At 56.9% G+C, this 19,036-nt stretch carries 17 protein-coding genes; 8 read left to right on the top strand and 9 right to left on the bottom strand.

What is annotated here, in order from left to right; all coding sequences use genetic code 11:
* Positions 1-56 precede the first annotated feature (56 nt).
* From Q0C28_RS01705 to cysQ, 5 genes are all read right to left on the bottom strand, one after another.
* A complete protein-coding gene (locus tag Q0C28_RS01705; RefSeq protein ID WP_293572918.1) occupies positions 57-1,139 on the bottom strand; it encodes a glycosyltransferase family 2 protein in 1,083 nt (360 codons plus the stop codon).
* A gap of 1 nt (position 1,140) precedes the next feature.
* A complete protein-coding gene (gene galE, locus Q0C28_RS01700; RefSeq protein WP_293572917.1) occupies positions 1,141-2,124 on the bottom strand; it encodes a UDP-glucose 4-epimerase GalE in 984 nt (327 codons plus the stop codon).
* A gap of 89 nt (positions 2,125-2,213) precedes the next feature.
* On the bottom strand, positions 2,214-3,107 hold the full coding sequence (gene galU / locus Q0C28_RS01695; protein WP_293572916.1) for a UTP--glucose-1-phosphate uridylyltransferase GalU: 894 nt from the start codon (positions 3,105-3,107) through the stop codon (positions 2,214-2,216).
* 182 nt (positions 3,108-3,289) lie between these two features.
* A complete protein-coding gene (locus Q0C28_RS01690; RefSeq protein ID WP_293572915.1) occupies positions 3,290-4,090 on the bottom strand; it encodes a manno-octulosonate cytidylyltransferase in 801 nt (266 codons plus the stop codon).
* A complete protein-coding gene (gene cysQ / locus Q0C28_RS01685; protein WP_293572914.1) occupies positions 4,090-4,887 on the bottom strand; it encodes a 3'(2'),5'-bisphosphate nucleotidase CysQ in 798 nt (265 codons plus the stop codon). The genes Q0C28_RS01690 and cysQ overlap by 1 nt, the downstream gene beginning before the upstream one ends.
* A 141-nt stretch (positions 4,888-5,028) precedes the next feature.
* Here cysQ and Q0C28_RS01680 point away from each other — a divergent pair, with 141 nt between their 5' ends.
* Positions 5,029-5,853, top strand: a complete 825-nt coding sequence (locus Q0C28_RS01680) for an ABC transporter permease (RefSeq protein WP_293572913.1) — start codon at positions 5,029-5,031, stop codon at positions 5,851-5,853.
* Positions 5,854-5,865: 12 nt separating this feature from the next.
* Here Q0C28_RS01680 and Q0C28_RS01675 read toward each other — a convergent pair whose 3' ends face one another.
* Complete coding sequence (locus Q0C28_RS01675; protein ID WP_293572912.1) at positions 5,866-6,468, bottom strand: alpha-ketoglutarate-dependent dioxygenase AlkB; 603 nt, start codon at positions 6,466-6,468, stop codon at positions 5,866-5,868.
* A 213-nt stretch (positions 6,469-6,681) separates the two neighbouring features.
* On the opposite strand from Q0C28_RS01675, the gene dnaK reads away from it, so the two are divergent.
* The 3 genes from dnaK to radC all read left to right on the top strand — a co-directional run bounded on the left by dnaK (position 6,682) and on the right by radC (position 10,721).
* Positions 6,682-8,601 (top strand): molecular chaperone DnaK, encoded by a 1,920-nt coding sequence (gene dnaK, locus Q0C28_RS01670; protein ID WP_293572911.1) that lies wholly within the window; start codon positions 6,682-6,684, stop codon positions 8,599-8,601.
* Positions 8,602-8,677: 76 nt separating this feature from the next.
* A complete protein-coding gene (gene dnaJ, locus Q0C28_RS01665) occupies positions 8,678-9,835 on the top strand; it encodes a molecular chaperone DnaJ (RefSeq protein WP_293572910.1) in 1,158 nt (385 codons plus the stop codon).
* A 133-nt stretch (positions 9,836-9,968) separates the two neighbouring features.
* Positions 9,969-10,721, top strand: a complete 753-nt coding sequence (radC, locus tag Q0C28_RS01660) for a DNA repair protein RadC (protein ID WP_293572909.1) — start codon at positions 9,969-9,971, stop codon at positions 10,719-10,721.
* A 6-nt stretch (positions 10,722-10,727) separates the two neighbouring features.
* Here the strand turns inward: radC and Q0C28_RS01655 are convergent, their stop codons facing one another.
* The 3 genes from Q0C28_RS01655 to secA all read right to left on the bottom strand — a co-directional run bounded on the left by Q0C28_RS01655 (position 10,728) and on the right by secA (position 16,028).
* The gene (locus Q0C28_RS01655) at positions 10,728-12,284 is read right to left on the bottom strand and encodes a phosphate ABC transporter substrate-binding/OmpA family protein (protein WP_293572908.1); all 1,557 of its coding nucleotides are present in this window, start codon (positions 12,282-12,284) and stop codon (positions 10,728-10,730) included.
* A 24-nt stretch (positions 12,285-12,308) separates the two neighbouring features.
* Positions 12,309-13,208: a hypothetical protein gene (locus Q0C28_RS01650; protein WP_293572907.1), complete on the bottom strand. Its 900-nt coding sequence runs from the start codon at positions 13,206-13,208 to the stop codon at positions 12,309-12,311.
* Positions 13,209-13,334: 126 nt separating this feature from the next.
* Complete coding sequence (secA, locus tag Q0C28_RS01645) at positions 13,335-16,028, bottom strand: preprotein translocase subunit SecA (protein WP_293572906.1); 2,694 nt, start codon at positions 16,026-16,028, stop codon at positions 13,335-13,337.
* Positions 16,029-16,205: 177 nt separating this feature from the next.
* On the opposite strand from secA, the gene Q0C28_RS01640 reads away from it, so the two are divergent.
* The 4 genes from Q0C28_RS01640 (at position 16,206) to Q0C28_RS01625 (ending at position 19,027) form a co-directional block, all read left to right on the top strand.
* Entirely contained in the window at positions 16,206-17,057 is an 852-nt protein-coding gene (locus tag Q0C28_RS01640; protein WP_293572905.1) for a peptidylprolyl isomerase, read from the top strand.
* A gap of 3 nt (positions 17,058-17,060) precedes the next feature.
* Positions 17,061-18,293: a bifunctional glutamate N-acetyltransferase/amino-acid acetyltransferase ArgJ gene (gene argJ, locus Q0C28_RS01635; protein WP_293572904.1), complete on the top strand. Its 1,233-nt coding sequence runs from the start codon at positions 17,061-17,063 to the stop codon at positions 18,291-18,293.
* Positions 18,290-18,688 (top strand): 8-oxo-dGTP diphosphatase MutT, encoded by a 399-nt coding sequence (gene mutT / locus Q0C28_RS01630; protein WP_293572903.1) that lies wholly within the window; start codon positions 18,290-18,292, stop codon positions 18,686-18,688. Before argJ ends, mutT begins: the two co-directional genes overlap by 4 nt.
* Before the next feature lie 192 nt (positions 18,689-18,880).
* Positions 18,881-19,027 (top strand): hypothetical protein, encoded by a 147-nt coding sequence (locus Q0C28_RS01625; protein WP_293572902.1) that lies wholly within the window; start codon positions 18,881-18,883, stop codon positions 19,025-19,027.
* The last annotated feature ends 9 nt before the right edge of the window (positions 19,028-19,036 follow it).

The raw sequence follows: 19,036 nt of genomic DNA, 5'->3' as shown, positions 1-19,036 counted from the left end.
GAAAAGCCACGGGAAACCACCGGTGACAGCCGTCATCGGCGCTGCAAGCCGATGTCTCAGGCCGGCTGTGTCCCTTGGGGTTGGTCCCAATCAATCGGACAAATCAGGCCCAGCTGTTCGAGCTGCTCTGGCCCGGTGTACTGCACTGCACCCGCATGCCAAAGATCCGGATCCACACTGATGTGATCATAGTAGTCGGCAAATTGATCCGGGTCGTGAAAATGCTGGCGCCGCTGTTTTTCCACGCGCGACGCTGCAACCACCTGAGGTAGAAATTTACTGTGCAGCAAGGCACCAGACGGCAAGCTGCCTCCAGGACCATCGTACAAGGCATTCAATCGCCGTGGCAGAGCCGCATGGGTCGAATTGGTATAGGCAAAGCGCCGGTTCCAGCGCACCAGCGGGAGTTTGTTCAGCGTCGGGGAACGATGCGGTTGATCAGCAAAGAAGACCCGCTCGCGCAAACCGCCCTGTACCCAAAGGTTACCACGTGGCCGTTGGCGTACCGCGCGAAACGGTCCTGGGTCAAACCACGGCAACAGCTTTCGTGGGTCCATATCTGCGTCACCGTTGGTGTCCGACAAGCGCCCTTTCGGAAACAGATCCAGCATCAACGCCCCAAACCCGGAAACACCACGACGCTGCAAATGATCCGTCAAACCGCGCAGCCCATGGGACTGATCCCCTCCAAAGACCAGCAATTCATCAGCATCAACGGTGAGACACCAGCGATTGTGACCGTAGCGAATTTGCAGCCATGTCAGCCAATCGAGCCCAAAGCGCGCCGCTCGATAACTGGCAGTGCAGGACCAAAGCGAAACATCTGGCTGATCAGCCAGATACGCCAGGGTCCCGTCGTCGCTCCCGTTGTCGACCATCAGAAAATGGCCAACGCCCAGCGCGCGATAGAACGAGAGAAAAAACCGAAGTCTCGCGATTTCGTTGCGCAGAACAGTGAAGGCGAGAATAGGATCTGGCCCAGCGCTGCTGGTGCGATCCGCAATCAGCCGCAGCTGCCTGCGGGCCCGAAACGCCCGCCACAGCAGCTGTCGCCGCTTCCAACGCAATCGATAAGCCGCCGCCAAGGATATTGGCGGCAGCTCTGCCACCTTGGACCACGTGGCGGGATTTACGACCACACTACCGCTCGTATGCGCCGACCTTGTGCCAGCGCCACGCATCCGCGATCATAGTTTCAAGATTGGAGCGAGTGGCCTCCCAGCCCAGTACCGTGGCTGCCCGCACAGATCCCGACACCAATTTGGTACAATCCCCCGCGCGGCGCGGCCCGGTGACATGCGGAACCGCCCGGCCGGTGACCTCTCCGGCCTTGTCCATGACTTCGCGCACCGAAAATCCAGTCCCGGTTCCGAGGTTGAACACCTCACTGCCTTTGCCATCTGTCAGCCAGCGCAAACCCAACACATGGGCATCGACCAAATCGCAAACATGTACGTAGTCTCTAACGCAGGTACCATCCGCGGTATCATAGTCCGTGCCAAAGATCGTCAACGCATCCCGTTTCCCGTCAATGGCATCCAACACCAAGGGCACAAGATGGGTTTCGGGGTGATGAAATTCACCAACTGCCGCCTCGGGATCTGCGCCTGCAACGTTGAAGTAGCGGAAAATCACGGACCGCAGACCATGCGACGCGCCGAAATCCCGCAGGATATCCTCAACCGCACGCTTGGAGGCACCATAGGCATTCAATGGATGTTGCGGCGTGTTTTCATCGAGCACAACGTTGTCATGCTCACCATAGGTCGCGCAGGTCGAGGAAAACACGAAATCGAGGCATCCAGCGGCAACCGCTGCTTCGATCAGCGTGAGAGACCCGCCAACATTGTTCGCCCAGTAGCGGCCTGGCTCGCTCATCGCTTCGCCGACCTGGCTGAGGGCAGCAAAATGCATGACAGCTGCAGGTTGGTATTGCGCAAAGACCGCATCCAGACGCTCTCTGTCTCGCAGGTCGCCCTGTTCAAACGGGCCGAACTTTACCGCGTCCTGCCAACCAGTTGACAGATTGTCATAGGTCACAGGCGTGTAGCCTGCAGCCTTAAGCGCCTTACAGGCATGCGATCCGATGTAGCCCGCACCACCCGTTACCAAAATATATGTCAAAGCTGTCTCTTCCTGCTCCGGGACCGAACCACGTTGTCCGGCCATTTGGCAGCGACAATAAACAATCGCTGTCCAAAAGTGAAACAGGCCTATTGCGCGGCTTTGGACACCTGCACAATTTCTGTGATGTAGCTCATCAGATCATCACGAAGCTCATCGCGGGCAAGCGCAAAGGCAACTGTTGCCTGCAAGAAACCCGCCTTGGAACCACAGTCAAACCGCTGACCACGGAACCGGTAGCCATACACAGGAACATCTGCAGCGATGTCTTCTGCAATTGCGTCAGTCAGCTGGATTTCCCCGCCAGCACCCTGCTTTTTCTTATTGAGGTTCCGCAAAACTGACGGTGCCAGAATATAGCGACCGATCACCGCAAGATTGGATGGCGCTTCATCCGCTTTTGGCTTTTCGACCATGCCATTGACCGACACAACCGAACCCATATCCTCTTTGACATCGAGCACACCATAAGAAGACGTCTTCTCTGGTGGAACTTCCATCGCAGCAACCATATTGCCGCCGGTCTCTTCGTAGGCTTCCACCATCTGCTGCAGACAGGGCGTTTCGGCGGCAATCACATCATCCGGCAGGATCACCGCAAACGGCTCATTCGCAATCAGGCGTCGCGCGCACCAGACAGCGTGACCCAAACCCAAGGCTTGGTGCTGACGGATATAGGCAATCGCGCCCGAATCCATATTGGTGCCCTTGAGGATATCAAGCAGGTCGTCTTTACCCTTGCGACGCAGCTCTTGTTCCAAAATCGGAGAGTGGTCGAAATAGTCTTCCAATGCGCCCTTCCCACGCGACGTGACAAAAATGAATTCCTTGATCCCGGCTTCCCGCGCCTCATCGATGGCGTATTGGACCAAAGGACGGTCAACCAATGTCATGATCTCTTTGGGAACGGATTTCGTCGCAGGCAGAAACCGTATCCCGAGGCCTGCAACTGGAAAGATCGCCTTTGTAACTTTTCTACGCATGTTCCACTCTCTTGTCTGCTTGTCTCACCGTGCAGCTACGGCGTGAATTATGAGGGGGCTGGCGGCTCGCTGCTTGGCTATCTTCTGGTCAAGAGTAACGGCTAACTCTGATAGAAGAAACAGCAAAGCCGTATATGTTGGGCAACCCCATCCGCTGTTTTATGATGCCGTGTCTTTCAGGCTTAATTGTGGCCCATTTTCCGCATCATTGCCTCAATCACAGGGACATCCTCGGGGTTGTTGAGCTCCCAAAATTCCCGTCCTCGCGATTCGACTTCGACACAGAGAATCTTGCGGCCGTTTTCGAGAAAGCGCAGTTGTTCAAGACCTTCGAGAGTTTCCAGAGGGCCAACCGACCAATCCGGGTAGGCTTCCAGAGCGTCGGGCCGATAGGCGTAAACACCCACATGATGGAAAACAGGCGTCGGATCCGCATCGCCGTAACTGTGGGAGGTGAAGGGAATCACCTCTTTCGAGAAATAGAGCGCGTTGTTGTCCTGCCCGAACACAGCGGTCGTCCCACCGACGCGGCCAGCCTTGCGATCGGCCAGGAGACTGTTCAACATCGCCCCCTCGCAGCGCAGCACAGGCGTGGCCAATCCTTTGTCAGGGGCCTGGCGCAGCCCCTCAACAAGATCTTCGACGAACCAATGCGGCGTCAGTGGCGCGTCGCCTTGCAGGTTAACAACGATGTCATAGCCGCCACCCAGCCGCGCCAGCGCGTCGGCGCAGCGTTCGGTTCCGTTGGCGCAGCTCTCGGCTGTCATCACAACCTCAGCGCCGAACCCTTCGGCCTCTTTCTGGATGCGCGGATCATCCGTGGCGACCACGACACGATCCACGCCCTGCACTGCCTGGGCCGCACGCCAGGACCGTTCGACCAAAGTGCGGCTTTCCCCACTGGCACCGGTCAACACGGCAAGCGGTTTACCAGGATAGCGGGAGGAGGCGTAGCGGGCGGGAATGACAATGAGAACAGACATCAGGGCTGCTTCAACTCAACACCTGGGGCCAGCGCGATGAAGAACGGGTTGGCGTATCCCTCTTTGCCATAGATCAGCGGGCTGTGGTCATCAAACCGCACAACCTTGCCACCCGCACCGGACAGGACGGCGTGGCCTGCCGCAGTGTCCCATTCCATGGTGCGCCCAACGCGGGGATACAGATCGGCTTCGCCCGTCGCGACCAGGCAGAACTTCAAAGAGGAGCCTGCGCTCTTGCTGTCTTTCACAGAATATTTGTTGATGTAATCGTCGGTTGCCTGATCCCGGTGCGATTTGGACGCCACCACCATCAGCGCGGAATTGTCACTGTCGGCGACGCGAATTGGCGTTGTGGCACCAACTGCGGCCGGGTCAAAGGCGCCGGTTTCTTCCACCGCACTTCCATCCGCCAGTGTAAAGAACATCCGCTCGCGCGCTGGTGCATAAACAACCCCTCTTGTGGGAACGCCCTTTTCCACCAAGGCAATGTTTACTGTAAAATCACCTCTGCGGTGAATAAACTCTTTGGTGCCGTCCAAAGGATCAACAATCAGGAAAGTGTCGCCCGTGGTATCATGGGAATCTGCCTGCTCTTCGGTCACCAACATCACATCGGGGAACGCCGCGCACAGGCCAGCAGAGATCAACGCATCTGCCGCTTCGTCTGCGGCGGTGACGGGGCTTTCGTCTGACTTAACCTTCACCTCAAACTCATCGGAGTTGTAAATCTCCATGATCTTTTCACCCGCCTCAATCGCCAGGCGACGCATGACAGGTACAAGGTCTTCGTAGGTCACAGATGCTCTCCCCAATGGGTTTGGTTGATTAGAATTGCCGCTCCCCTTATGATGGGGCTGCAACGGAACAGCAAGATTTCCGTGATAACGATAAAATCAGTAAGCAGAGTTCCTCCGACAGCAACAGGCAGTTGTCACCTCATGTTTGAATATCGACGCCACAAAAGATCCTGCATCAGCGGTTTCATCGCCATGAGCGAAGTGGTGTTTCATTCCGTGGTGCGCAGCGTCCGATCCAAACACAACAACGCTTTCATGGCACTTGGTCTCAATCTCTTGCAGGCCGTTCTGTTTGTCGCTGTTTTCTATGTCATGTTCGTCATGCTGGGGATGCGCAGCGCCGCCATTCGCGGAGATTTTCTGCTCTACGTGATGTCCGGCATCTTTCTGTTCATGACCCACACCAAAGCGGTGGGCGCAGTCACCGGTGCCGAGGGGCCCAGCAGTCCCATGATGCAACACGCCCCCATGAACACGATCATCGCGATCCTCTCGGCGGCTTTGGGCTCGCTCTATCTGCAGATCATGTCACTGCTGATCATCCTGTTCATCTATCATGTTGGTTTCAAACCGATTCACATCGAGCAACCCATTCAAGCGTTCGGCATGCTGCTGCTAGCCTGGATCACCGGGTCTGCCGTTGGGCTGGTGTTGCTGGTGATAAAACCCTGGGCACCGGCCTTGGTCGGGTTGATGTCGACGATTTATCAACGGGCCAATATGATCGCCTCTGGCAAAATGTTTCTGGCCAATACCTTGCCTGGCTTCATGCTGTCGATGTTTGACTGGAACCCGTTGTTTCACTGCATCGATCAAGCGCGCGGGTATATCTTCATTAACTACAACCCACATTTCACCAGTTGGCAGTATGCTGGTTGGGTCGCAGTGGTGTTAATCATGATCGGCCTGATGGGAGAGTTCTACACCCGCCGTCATGCATCGATCAGCTGGGGCGCACGTCGCTGATCAATCTCATCATCAGGTAACCACACGCAGTGTCAGATTGATCCGCCCGCCTTTGGGCAAAAGCCGCGAGGATTTGAAGCGAATGCGATCCACGCCGTGATAAGTTAGCCGCGCCTCTCCACCCATCACCACCACATCACCAGATCCAAGCCAAACCGTATCCGTCTTGCCGCCCCGAACCTGGTTGCCGATTCTCAGCAACCCATCATCTCCAAGTGAGATCGAGACCACGGGATAGGAAAAATCCGCCTCATCCTTGTCTTGATGCAGACCCATGCGGGCACCTTCGCCATAGTAGTTGATCAAACAACAATCCGGCAGGCGGTCCAAACCCGTGGTGTCCCGCCAGATCTGCAAGATGGGATCGGGAATATCTGGCCAACGGCGACCCGACGGGTGGCGCTCGCTATAGCGATAGCCAGAGGCATCGCTGACCCAGCCAAACGCACCTGCCGAGGTCATACGCACCGACATTTTCCCGCCACCCGGCACCTCGGGTGAAAACAACGGCGCCGCCCGCAAAATGGGGCGCAGACACTCAACCAGTTGCTGCTGCGCAACCGAATCGAGACCGGGTTTGATCAACTGAAATCCGCGCAACCACAACTTGGCCATGGCCTTTAGTCCGTTCTTAACCTGTGCCCTGCACAAAAAGCGCTTCAAATCACGAAACAGGACGTGAAGTGGCGGTTGCAGGGGCCTTTTCTGCTCCCTATATACGCCGAGACGCGGTGAGGTGCAGACCCAACCGCACATCAATCGGAGCCGGAATGCCAAAATGGGTTCAGGCTTCGGGTAATCGCCTTGAAAAACCATAAGGGATCGAACATGAGCAAAGTTATCGGCATCGACCTCGGCACCACAAACTCCTGTGTGGCCATCATGGACGGATCACAGCCCCGCGTTATCGAAAACGCCGAAGGCGCCCGTACCACCCCTTCCATTGTTGCTTTCACCGATGAAGAGCGCCTTGTAGGTCAGCCCGCCAAACGTCAGGCCGTCACCAACCCTGATAACACCGTCTTCGGTGTGAAGCGCCTGATTGGCCGTCGGTTCGACGATCAGGACCTGGCAAAAGATAAAAAGAACCTGCCGTTTGCCGTGATCAACGGTGGTAACGGCGACGCATGGGTGGAAGCCAAGGGTGAGAAATACTCCCCGTCGCAGATTTCCGCTTTCATCCTCGGCAAGATGAAAGAAACCGCTGAATCCTACCTCGGCGAAGATGTGACCCAGGCGGTGATCACCGTGCCTGCCTACTTCAACGACGCGCAGCGCCAAGCGACCAAGGATGCAGGCAAGATTGCTGGCCTGGAAGTCCTGCGGATCATCAACGAACCCACCGCGGCGGCCCTGGCCTACGGCCTGGACAAAGAAGAAACTCAGACCATCGCGGTCTACGACCTTGGTGGCGGCACATTCGATGTGACCATTCTGGAAATCGACGAAGGTTTGTTTGAAGTCAAATCCACCAACGGGGACACCTTCCTCGGCGGTGAAGACTTTGACATGCGCATCGTGTCCTACCTGGCCGATGAGTTCAAAAAAGAGCACGGTGTCGACCTGACCAAGGACAAGATGGCTCTGCAGCGCCTGAAAGAGGCTGCAGAGAAGTCCAAGATCGAGCTGTCCTCCTCCAGCCAGACAGAGATCAATCAGCCGTTCATCTCGATGGATCCGTCCTCCGGCCAGCCGCTGCACATGGTCATGAAACTGACCCGTGCGAAGCTGGAAAGCCTGGTGGGCGACCTGATCAAGAACTCGCTGAAGCCTTGTGCCGCAGCGCTGAAAGACGCAGGTCTCTCCGCATCCGACGTGGACGAGGTGGTTCTGGTTGGCGGTATGACCCGCATGCCAAAAGTCATCGAAGAAGTGACCAAGTTCTTCGGTAAAGAGCCGCACAAAGGTGTGAACCCTGACGAAGTGGTCGCCATGGGCGCTGCCATTCAGGCCGGTGTTCTGCAGGGCGACGTCAAAGACGTGGTTCTTCTGGACGTGACACCGCTGTCGCTGGGCATCGAAACCCTCGGTGGCGTCTTCACCCGCCTGATCGATCGCAACACCACCATCCCGACCAAGAAGTCGCAGGTCTTCTCCACCGCCGAAGACAACCAGAACGCCGTAACCATCCGCGTGTTCCAGGGCGAGCGGGAAATGGCCGCGGACAACAAGATGTTGGGTCAGTTCAACCTCGAAGATATCCCGCCGGCACCGCGTGGCATGCCGCAGATCGAAGTGACCTTTGACATCGACGCCAACGGCATCGTCTCTGTGGGTGCAAAAGACAAAGCAACCGGCAAAGAACAGAACATCACCATCCAGGCCTCTGGCGGTCTGTCCGATGAGGACATCGAAAAAATGGTGAAAGACGCCGAGGACAACGCCGAGGCGGACAAAGAGCGCCGCGAGCTGATCGAGGCAAAGAACCAGGCGGAAAGCCTCATCCATTCGACCGAAAAGTCGATGGAAGAGCATGGCGACAAGGTGGATCCAACCACAATCGAAGCCATCGAACTGGCGATTGCCGCTCTGAAAGACGACCTCGAAGACGAAAAAGCCAACGCCGACAAGATCAAATCTGGCGTCCAGAACGTCACCGAAGCTGCCATGAAGCTGGGTGAAGCGATCTATAAGGCCAGCCAGGAAGAAGGCGCGGATGAACCAACAGCCGCAGACGATTCCGCTGGTCCGGGCGACGACGACATCGTTGACGCCGAGTTCGAAGATCTGGACGACAACAAGCGTTAAGGTCTGATTTTGGCCACAGCGGGCCGGTCCGTACTCCGGGCCGGCCCGCTTGCGTTGCGGCAAGAGGGGTTTTCCGATGTCCAAACGAGATTATTACGATGTTCTCGGGGTGTCCAAAGGGGCCACCGGCGATGAGATCAAGAAAGGCTTTCGCAAGAAAGCCAAGGAACTGCATCCAGATCGGAACGCAGACAATCCTGATGCTGAGGCCCAGTTCAAGGAAGCAAACGAAGCCTATGACGTCCTGAAAGATCCGGAAAAGAAAGCCGCCTATGACCGCTATGGTCATGCGGCCTTCGAAAACGGTATGGGAGGCGGCCAGCGGCCTGGCGGCGGACAAGGATTTGGCGGAGGTGACTTCTCATCCGCGTTTTCCGATGTGTTCGATGACCTGTTCGGCGACTTCATGGGCGGCCGCGGCGGTGCAGGCGGTCGTCAACGTGCATCGCGCGGATCCGACCTGCGCTATAATCTGCGCATCTCTCTGGAAGAGGCCTTCTCCGGTCAGCAAAAGACCATCAATGTGCCGACTTCCATCTCCTGTACCTCATGCGACGGCACCGGCGCTGAAGGCGGTGTTGAACCCACCACCTGCCCAACCTGTTCGGGCATGGGCAAGGTGCGGGCACAACAGGGGTTCTTCACTGTCGAACGCACCTGCCCGACCTGCTCTGGTTTGGGTCAGATCATCAAAAACCCCTGTAAGAGCTGCCAGGGCCATGGCCGGGTTGAAAAAGACAGATCCCTGTCCGTGAACATTCCTGCCGGTGTCGAAACGGGCACTCGCATCCGTCTTGCTGGGGAAGGCGAAGCCGGGATGCGCGGTGGACCTCCAGGGGATCTCTACATTTTTGTAGAAGTCGTCGGACATGGGTTGTTCGAACGGGATGGCAACAACTTGTACTGCCGCGTGCCAGTGTCTCTGGCAAAAGCAGCGCTTGGCGGTTCAATCGAGGTGCCCACAATCGACGGCGGTCGGGGTCGTGTCCAGATACCGGAAGGCAGCCAATCCGGGCGCCAGATGCGGTTGCGTGGCAAAGGTATGCCAGCCCTGCGTGGTGGGGCAACCGGGGACATGTTTATCGAACTCGCAGTGGAAACCCCGGTCAATCTGACCGCGCGCCAAAAAGAGCTGCTGCGCGAATTCGAAGAGCTGTCAGAAGACAACACCAACCCCGAATCGCGTAGCTTCTTCTCTTCGGTTAAGAGTTTTTGGGACGGTATGAAGGGCTAGCAGCCTGTCGCAGCCCTCTTAAGGATCTACGGAAAAGCGCCCTTGTGGCGCTTTTTTGTTGTTCTCACGGTTGCGCACTGAGGCGGGCGCTATCGTTAACCTTTCCTCAACCATGATCGCCAGATCATTAGGCATGGAGAACGATCGTCACTTTCAAGATGGATCACTACCCCTGTTTGCCCAGTCGGCAGTGCCCAGTCGAGCCGCACAGGTACCATCATACATTCGCGATCACCGCACTCGGTTGCGCACGCGTTTCATGGAGGGTGGCGCCAGAGCCGTGCCTGACTACGAGCTGTTGGAGCTGCTGCTGTTCAGGTCCATCCCGCGCCGGGATGTCAAACCGCTGGCGCGCGAACTATTGGATGTCTTTGGGGACTTCAATCGGGTCATTACCGCCTCTCCCGAACGTTTGGCGGACATCAAAGGAATCGGAGACGCGGTAATCACGGATCTGAAAATCGTCGAGGCCACTGCCCATCGCATGGCCCGAGCCAAGGTGATGCAGCGGCATGTGCTATCGTCCTGGGACGCGTTGCTGGACTATTGTCACACCGTTATGTCCCATCGCGAAACGGAACAGTTCCGGGTTTTGTTTCTGGACCGAAAAAACGTCCTGATTGCCGATGAAGAACAGGCACAGGGCACGGTCGATCACGTGCCAGTCTACCCTCGCGAGGTGGCCAAGAGAGCCCTGGAACTGAATGCAAGCGCGCTGATCATCGTCCACAATCATCCCTCTGGTGATCCAACGCCCTCACAGGCGGATATAGCCATGACGCACCGCATTCATCAGGCCTTGGAACCACTTGGCATTGCGTTGCACGATCACCTGATCATCGGGCAATCAAAAGAATTGAGCTTTCGGTCGGCCAATTACCTCTAGACCGCTCTATTGCACCCAGATTTCAACCCGGCGGTTGACCTGACGCCCCCAGCGTTGGTCATCACAAGCCATTGGTAACGCTTCGCCAAAGGCATCCAGATCGATCTGCGTCCGCTCCAGATTGGCCGTTTCAGCAGCTGCAATGACAGCATCGCGCACGGCCTCCGCCCGCTTCATCGCGATCGCACGATTGGCCTCTGCGCCGCCATCGCCATCGGAAAACCCGACAAACACCAGGCGGCGCGCATCATACTCTCCGGCTTCCAAAGCGCGGGCCAACTGCAGGATATTGCTTCGCGATTGTGCATCCGGGCGCGTTGACCCAGGTTCAAATCGAAACGACGTGGTCAGGCGCTGCAGCCCAGACAAGCCAGTGATCAACCGTTGCAGTTCCTGAAGCGACACCTCGGCCCCGGCCCCTGCAATCGCATTGGCCAACCTATCGCCTTGTGCGTTCATCGGAATGCGCTCTGGCGCCTGGTCCACGAATCCCGCCCGACGGATAACAATCTGTGCCCCTGGGCCGCGGACATAGGACAGAAATTCCCGGGCCAGTTTCGGCAGGCGTCTCGACGGCAGATACAGAAACATCGGCGCTGTGAGCGGGTAATCTTCGGTCTTGATGGATCTGCGACTGGCGCGTAGCGAAAACCCACAGGGCCCCTGAAGGGTCAACACACGCGCAGTCGATGTTTCGGCGAAACTCGCAAAGCCAAGCGCGAAGGGGTCTGTCGCCACCACCCTGACCAGCGTGCTTCCGCGATCATGACGCCGCAGCCGATTGCCCAGCTGCTCGACATCAGGGGGGACAAGCCGATCATCGATGGCTTGCGCCAAACCAGATTCCGCAACAGGCAAATGAACCGTGATCGGCGCATCAGGTCCGCCAAGGCGCGACCAATTTGCGATCTCACCCGTCAGAACGCCTGCGAGGTCCTGCACAGACAGCGCCTGAACGGGATTGGACGGCGCCACCACAGGCACCATCGCATCCAATGCCAGCACACGGCTGCGGTTTGGACCTGTCATATCGCCCAGACCAATCTCAGCAGCGCGGGAGCGTTCCTCGGGGCGAATTTCCCGCAGGGCCATCACGATGTCCGCCTGATTGGCAAGTAGGTCGGCAAAGCCCTCGTCCGTGTTGCTGACAAAGAAACTGAACCGGGCAGCCGTTTGCCCGGTTTGCTGCAACAACACATATTCAAAATTGCCATCGGGCAGTGCATCACGACGGGTTTGGAACCCGTTGCGCAGCGCAAACCCTTCGATCAGGGCCGGCATCAAGACTTCGGCCATAGTGGACGAGCCCGACAGAGAAATCTCAGCGACAAAATCCGACAGGCTCGGGCAGCCCGGCCCGTCGCAGCGCACCCCGGATCCATCAACTGTCAGCTCACCAAACTGGGTGTCGACACGATAGAATTCGCCATCAAAACCAAGGATATTGCCGGTGATTTCAACCGCTCCATCTGGCGAGGTCAGGGTCACGTCCTGCGCCATTGATTTCGCAAACGAAGCGACAAAAAGAAGTGCGGCGCAAATCACCGCACGATGCAAAGCCATGGCAAGTCCTGATAAAACCGCTGGTTAGTTTCCGGCGATTTTCAGGGTTTCCAACAGATTATTCAACACCAGAAAATCGCCTGTCGCCGAACATTCTGGCATCGTCAGAGTGAGATCCCGTGTTCTGAGCTGACCGTCGCGCAGTTCCAGCGTTTGGGCAGAGACATCGCGACCACAGTTGATCGCTGTGACTTCTGTTTCAACTGTCAAATCGACAGAACCCGCTTGGCCACCATCGCGCGGAATGCTGTAGACCTCTGCCAGTCTGGGCGCCAATTGCGCGGCATTGCCCAACTGCACAACCGTGCCCCGCCCCGCGCTGAGATCGGAGCCATGCCAGACATGGCCTGCGCCACCATAGCTGGCGCCAAATTCACGGGCGTGCAGTTCAAATCCGCTGTTACCAGCCCATTGCAGCGCCACACGGTTCACAGAATTGAGATCTGGAACGGTCACAGTCGCAACACTGCCCCGCCCGTTCTGCGGCTCAATGATGAAAACAGCTGTTTCTGCCAAAGCAGGGACCTGAACCGTCAGCGCACCTGCCGCATCCAGATTGCTGGAAAACACCATGCCGTTGTGGTGGATGGTCAAACGCTCATCCGGGCGGCACAACGACAGGATGGTCAGCCGAACCTCCGCAAAGGGGCGCGCAATGGCTTCGACTGTCATGTCACATCCGGCGGTGGGGTCCACCCTGGTGGCCGCTGCGCTTTGATCTTCGGCATCAATAGGCGCTGCCGTCAGACTGATCGCTTCTATTTTCAGGGGCTGATCCGACTGCACGGTGGGATCATATGCTGGGACAGACACCTGTTCCGCCCTGAGCGCCTGACGGTCCGCAGTCTGCTGCATCAGCAAACCAATCACCAACGCGGTGCAGATGGTAGCACCAGCCAACAGTCCTGTCCGCCTTGTGATCATGGCCGCCTCCATTTGCGATGTATTAACAAAGTCTGACGAAAAAAGACGGCCGATTGATGGCCGCCTTTTGCTGAAAATCTGGCAAAACAGTGCAATTTGACCTGTCTTGCGATCGTTCGAACTGACTCAGCTCAGACGGCCATGGCAATGTTTGAACTTCTTGCCAGAGCCACAGGGGCATTTGTCATTTCGCGAAGGGTTACCCCAGGTCGAAGGGTCGTCTTCGACAAAGCCTTCAAGGGGTTCTTCGACCTGCGGGGTCGCTTCTGCCTCTGCGGCTTTTTGCAACTCGGCCTGTTGTGCAGCCATCTGCAACAGCATCTGGCGCTGCTCTTCTTCGCTAACCGGGCGCACATGTGCCAATTGTTGGCTGACGGTTTCACGGAGAGAATCCAACATGTTTTCAAAAAGCTGGAAGCTCTCGTTCTTGTATTCATTCAGCGGATCGCGCTGCGCATAGCCACGGAACCCAACCACAGATCGCAGATGTTCAAGCGTCAGGAGGTGTTCGCGCCATTTGCTATCAATGGTCTGCAACAGCACCTGTTTCTCGATGTTGCGCATTGTATCAGGACCGAAGGCTGCGGTTTTTTCCGCCATTTTCTCGTCGCTGGCAGCCGCAAGCCGCTCTCGGATCTGCTCGTCATCGACACCTTCTTCGGCGGCCCATTCGACCACCGGCAGCTCCATGCCAAGCTTTTCGCGGACCTGCGCCTGCAAGCCTTCGCTGTCCCATTGGTCAGCGTAGGTTTTCGGCGGCATATGCACGTCCAGAAGATCATCGATCACTTCATGCCGCATGTCGGCCACGATCTCAGACAGGTCTTCTGCGGCCATGATCTCACGACGCTGATTGAAGATCACCTTACGCTGATCATTCATCACATCATCGAATTTCAACACATTCTTGCGCATGTCGAAATTCCGGCCTTCGACCTTGGCTTGCGCCCGTTCAAGGGATTTGTTCACCCAAGGGTGAATGATCGCCTCGCCCTCTTTCATGCCAAGCGTCGACAGAAGTTTGTCCAGACGTTCGGACCCGAAGATACGCATCAGATCGTCTTCGAGGCTGAGATAGAACACTGTGCGACCCGGATCGCCCTGACGACCGGATCGGCCACGCAGCTGGTTGTCGATACGGCGGCTTTCGTGCCGTTCAGATGCCATCACAAACAGACCACCGGCCTGTTTTACCGCATCTTCATCCTTGGAGTGAGCTTCCTCAATGCGCGCACGGATGGCTGCGTGATCGCCCTCAGGCTCTTCGGCGATGGCTTCCAGCACTTTGAATTCGACGTTGCCGCCCAATTTGATGTCAGTGCCTCGGCCCGCCATGTTGGTTGCGATGGTCACAGCCCCAAGACGGCCAGCATCGGCAACGATCTGGGCTTCCTGCTCGTGATGCCGGGCATTCAGAACGTTGTGTTTGATCCCTTCCTTCTGCAACAGCTGGCTGAGCAGTTCGGATTTCTCAATGGATGTGGTGCCCAACAGGACCGGCTGACCCTTTTCATGGGCCTTCTTGGTCTCATTGATCATGGCTTGGTACTTTTCAATGGCCGTACGATAGACTTGGTCGTCCTCATCTTTCCGCGCGATGGGACGATTGGTTGGCACCTCGACCACGCCAAGACCGTAAATCTCGGCAAATTCTTCGGCCTCTGTCATGGCCGTACCCGTCATACCCGACAGCTTGTCATACAGACGGAAATAGTTCTGGAAGGTGACAGACGCCAAAGTCGTGTTTTCGGGCTGAATTTTCACATCTTCCTTGGCTTCGATAGCCTGGTGAAGCCCTTCGGACAGGCGCCGACCTGCCATCATACGGCCGGTGAATTCATCGATAAGGACCACTTCACCGTCACGGACGATGTAATCTTTGTCGCGCTGAAACAGCTTGTGCGCCCGCAGCGCCTGGTTCACGTGATGTACAACCGTGGTGCTTTCCGGATCATAGAGGGAAGCCCCCTCCTGCAACAACTCATGGTCGATCAGCTGCTGTTCAAGGAATTCGTTGCCGACTTCGGTAAAGGTGACGCCGCGTGTCTTTTCGTCCAGCTCGTAGTGCTCATCACTCAGCAGAGGAATGACCTTGTCGATGGTGGAGTAAAGATCAGAGCGGTCCTCTGCCGGGCCAGAGATAATCAGCGGCGTACGCGCTTCGTCGATCAGGATCGAGTCCACTTCGTCCACGATCGCAAAGTTGTGGTGCTTTTGGAAAACCTGATCCAGCGAGGGTTTCATATTGTCGCGCAGGTAATCAAAGCCAAGCTCATTGTTGGTCGCATAGGTGACATCGCTGGTATAAGCGGCCATTTTTTCCGCCTCGGGCTGACCGGACCAGATTACACCAGTGGTCATCCCCAGTTGGGCAAAGACCTTGCCCATCCATTCGCTATCTCGTTTGGCCAGGTATTCGTTCACTGTGACGACGTGAACGCCTTTCCCGGTCAGAGCGTTCAAATACGCAGGGAATGTCGCCACGAGGGTTTTGCCCTCGCCTGTCTTCATCTCGGAGATGTTACCTTGGTGGAGGAACACGCCGCCCATCAACTGGGTGTCAAAGGCGCGTAGACCAAGCGCACGTTTGGCGGCTTCGCGGACATTGGCAAAGGCTTCGGGCAGCAGATCATCCAGGCTGACACCGTCCAAGGCGCGTTTGCGCAAGTCTTCGGTTTTTTCTAGCAGACCTTCGTCGCTGAGCTGCTCGAACTCGGGCTCCAGCGCGTTGATCTTTGCAATCAGCGGCCGTGTCGCCTTGATTTTACGGTCATTCGGCGTGCCGAAGACCTTTTTGGCGAGTGTTCCGATACCCAGCATGTTTTCTCCAACGGTCCTATCACTGACCTCTGACGTTGGCAGGCTTGCCCGCCTCGCTTGCAACCCATAAACAATGATGGAACTGCAGTCCTGCCAAAGGCCTCTTGGCGATGTAAGGGGCCGCAAATACAGTGTCAACGCTGCGGCCTGCCGTGGCCAGATAATAGGAAGATTTCAATGCGCAAAGGTCTCACTTTTTTGTCGGGGCTTGCTCTGGCCGCAGCTTTGTCTCTGCCCATGTCCGCCACGGCAGCACCACATGCAGACACAGTTGTTGCAACCGTGAATGGCGAAGAGATCACAATTGGTCACATGATTATTGCCCGGGCCACGTTGCCCGCACAGTACCAGCAGCTGCCAGATGATGTGCTTTATGATGCGATCCTTGATCAGCTCATTCAGCAAACAACCCTCAAGCAGCAGTTGAACGGCGAATTGCCGAAATATGTGGCGCTGTCTTTGGAAAATGAGACCCGCTCGCTCATGGCGGCTGATGTGATCGAACGCGTGATGGAAAACGCAGCCACCGAAGAAGAGGTGCGCGCCGCTTATGCCGAGCAGTACTCCGGTGGCGACGGTGGCGACGAATTCAACGCCTCCCATATTCTGGTCGAAACCGAAGAAGAGGCCCGCCGCGTGCAATCCGATTTGCTGGAAGGTGCCGATTTTGCGACGCTGGCGCGGGAACGCTCCACCGGACCATCGGGTCCCAACGGGGGGGAGCTGGGCTGGTTCACCAAAGGCCGTATGGTTCCAGAATTTGAAGAGGCGGTTCTCGCTCTGAGCGCCGGACAAATTTCTGCACCAGTGCAGACCCAGTTCGGCTGGCACGTCATCAAGCTCAATGAGCGGCGTAAGTCTGCCGCACCGGATTTCGCAGACATCCGCGATCAACTGGCTGCGCAGATCCGCGAAGAAGCCGTAGAGGAAACCGTCCGCACGCTCACCGGTGAAGCCGAAATCATCCGTCCGGAGATCGAAGACCTTGATCCCGCGATCCTGAAAGATCTCGACTTGGTGAGGAACTGATAGATGGCATTGCCGCGCTCACCACTTGCCCCGGATCATTTCCCAGACCTGCCGGTTATCGAGGGGCTGAAGTTTTCGACCACTGCCGCTGGTGTGAAATACAAAGACCGCACAGATGTGATGCTCGCCGTCATGGACCCGGGCACCACTGTTGCCGGGGTTTTCACCCGCTCTGCAACGCGGTCCGCGCCAGTCTTGGATTGTCAGGCGAAACTGGCCGCAGCCAGCCCATCCGCCCATGAGGCAGGGGCGGCACTTTTGGTCAACTCGGGCAACTCAAACGCCTTCACCGGCCATTACGGTCAAACCTCCGTGGCGGAAATCACCGAAGCGGTTGCGACAAGCACTCATCTTCCGCAGGAGCGCATCTTCACAGCCTCAACAGGCGTGATCGGTGAGCTGCTCCCTCATGACCGAATCGTGACGCAGATCGACACACTGACCGACACGCTTGACCCGGCAGGCATCGAAGCCGCGGCAGAAGCAATCATGACCACAGACACTTTCGCCAAAGGTGCGTCTGCTCAGGTCACGATTGGGGACAAAACCGTCTCTATTGCGGGGATCGCAAAGGGGTCTGGCATGATCGCCCCGGATATGGCGACCATGCTCGTCTATATCTTCACGGATGCAAAAATTGCCCAAGGCCCGCTGCAGGCGATGCTATCTGAGCTGTGTGATCGCACATTCAATTGCATCACTGTCGACAGTGACACCTCGACCTCCGACAGTCTGATGCTCTGTGCCACTGGCGCATCGGGAGTGGACGCGACAGACCATGACGGGTTCAAACAAGCCCTGAGGGATGTGATGCAAGACCTGTCACATCAGGTTGTGCGCGATGGCGAAGGGGCCACCAAATTTGTTGAAATTCAGGTGACTGGCGCGCGCAGTGCTGCCGATGCAAAGGTTCATGGCTTGGCTATTGCCAATTCACCCTTGGTAAAAACGGCGATTGCCGGAGAAGACCCCAATTGGGGCCGGGTGGTCATGGCGATTGGCAAGTCAGGAGCAGAGGCTGATCGTGATCTGCTTTCAATCTCCTTTGGGGACGTACTGGTCGCCGAAAAGGGCTGGGTCTCCCCCACCTACGAAGAGGCGATGGGCGCTGCACAGATGCAGAAACAGGATATCCTGATCCAGGTCGATCTTGGCCTTGCAGACGGGGCTGCGACTGTGTGGACCTGCGATCTCACCCATCAATACATCACAATCAATGCGGATTATCGGTCATGAAAATGGTTCTCGTTTCTGCGGTCGCGCTGATCGATGTCGAAGGTCGCGTGCTTTTGGCGCAGCGCCCCGAAGGCAAATCAATGGCTGGTCTCTGGGAGTTTCCAGGTGGAAAGGTCGAACCGGGTGAAACACCAGAGGCGGCTCTAATCAGGGAGCTTCAGGAAGAGCTCGGGATCGATACATGGGAATCCTGTCTGGCCCCGCTGACATTTGCCAGCCACAGCTATGAAGATTTCCACCTGCTGATGCCTATGTTCGCCTGCCGAAAATGGGAGGGCATCCCCCAGGCGAAAGAGGGACAGGTTCTGAAGTGGGTCAAAGCGCAAGATTTGCGGGACTACCCCATGCCCGAAGCAGACATTCCGCTCATCCCGATCCTGCGGGATTGGCTGTAACGGGATCTCACAAGATACTGGCCAGTCTGCGGGCTGGCCAGTGCCGCAACGTCACCGGGCTGCACTCGGTAACCATAAAACGCCAACCTTGCCGGTGCCTTCTCGCGCTCCATATACCAATCGTTAATCATTTTCACGAATGCTGAACAGTGACCCAGTAACGGTTCTGTTGTGACAAGGGTGGTGGCGACCATGATACGGACGATCAAGCAAGGCTCTTTTATTCTGATCCAGGGCACCTTTGTGCGCCAACATGCGGATGGCCGGATCACCGTGCGGGTTGGTGACAAACTATACGTCGGCGCGCCAATCGATCGCGCAGACCGCGAAGCGGCCTAACATCGCTGA

It is taken from the genome of Phaeobacter sp., from assembly GCF_022825805.1.
Taxonomy (GTDB): Bacteria; Pseudomonadota; Alphaproteobacteria; order Rhodobacterales; family Rhodobacteraceae; genus Phaeobacter.
This window is presented reverse-complemented; position numbering and strand designations above follow the sequence as displayed.

Coding starts and splice junctions, on each gene's coding strand:
- galU (WP_293572916.1), bottom strand. CDS start 3,107: ATGCGTAGAAAAGTTACAAAGGCGATCTTTCCAGTTGCAGGCCTCGGG.
- Q0C28_RS01690 (WP_293572915.1), bottom strand. CDS start 4,090: ATGTCTGTTCTCATTGTCATTCCCGCCCGCTACGCCTCCTCCCGCTAT.
- Q0C28_RS01680 (WP_293572913.1), top strand. CDS start 5,029: ATGTTTGAATATCGACGCCACAAAAGATCCTGCATCAGCGGTTTCATC.
- Q0C28_RS01675 (WP_293572912.1), bottom strand. CDS start 6,468: ATGGCCAAGTTGTGGTTGCGCGGATTTCAGTTGATCAAACCCGGTCTC.
- dnaK (WP_293572911.1), top strand. CDS start 6,682: ATGAGCAAAGTTATCGGCATCGACCTCGGCACCACAAACTCCTGTGTG.
- dnaJ (WP_293572910.1), top strand. CDS start 8,678: ATGTCCAAACGAGATTATTACGATGTTCTCGGGGTGTCCAAAGGGGCC.
- radC (WP_293572909.1), top strand. CDS start 9,969: ATGGAGAACGATCGTCACTTTCAAGATGGATCACTACCCCTGTTTGCC.
- Q0C28_RS01655 (WP_293572908.1), bottom strand. CDS start 12,284: ATGGCTTTGCATCGTGCGGTGATTTGCGCCGCACTTCTTTTTGTCGCT.
- Q0C28_RS01650 (WP_293572907.1), bottom strand. CDS start 13,208: ATGATCACAAGGCGGACAGGACTGTTGGCTGGTGCTACCATCTGCACC.
- secA (WP_293572906.1), bottom strand. CDS start 16,028: ATGCTGGGTATCGGAACACTCGCCAAAAAGGTCTTCGGCACGCCGAAT.
- Q0C28_RS01640 (WP_293572905.1), top strand. CDS start 16,206: ATGCGCAAAGGTCTCACTTTTTTGTCGGGGCTTGCTCTGGCCGCAGCT.
- argJ (WP_293572904.1), top strand. CDS start 17,061: ATGGCATTGCCGCGCTCACCACTTGCCCCGGATCATTTCCCAGACCTG.
- mutT (WP_293572903.1), top strand. CDS start 18,290: ATGAAAATGGTTCTCGTTTCTGCGGTCGCGCTGATCGATGTCGAAGGT.
- Q0C28_RS01625 (WP_293572902.1), top strand. CDS start 18,881: ATGATACGGACGATCAAGCAAGGCTCTTTTATTCTGATCCAGGGCACC.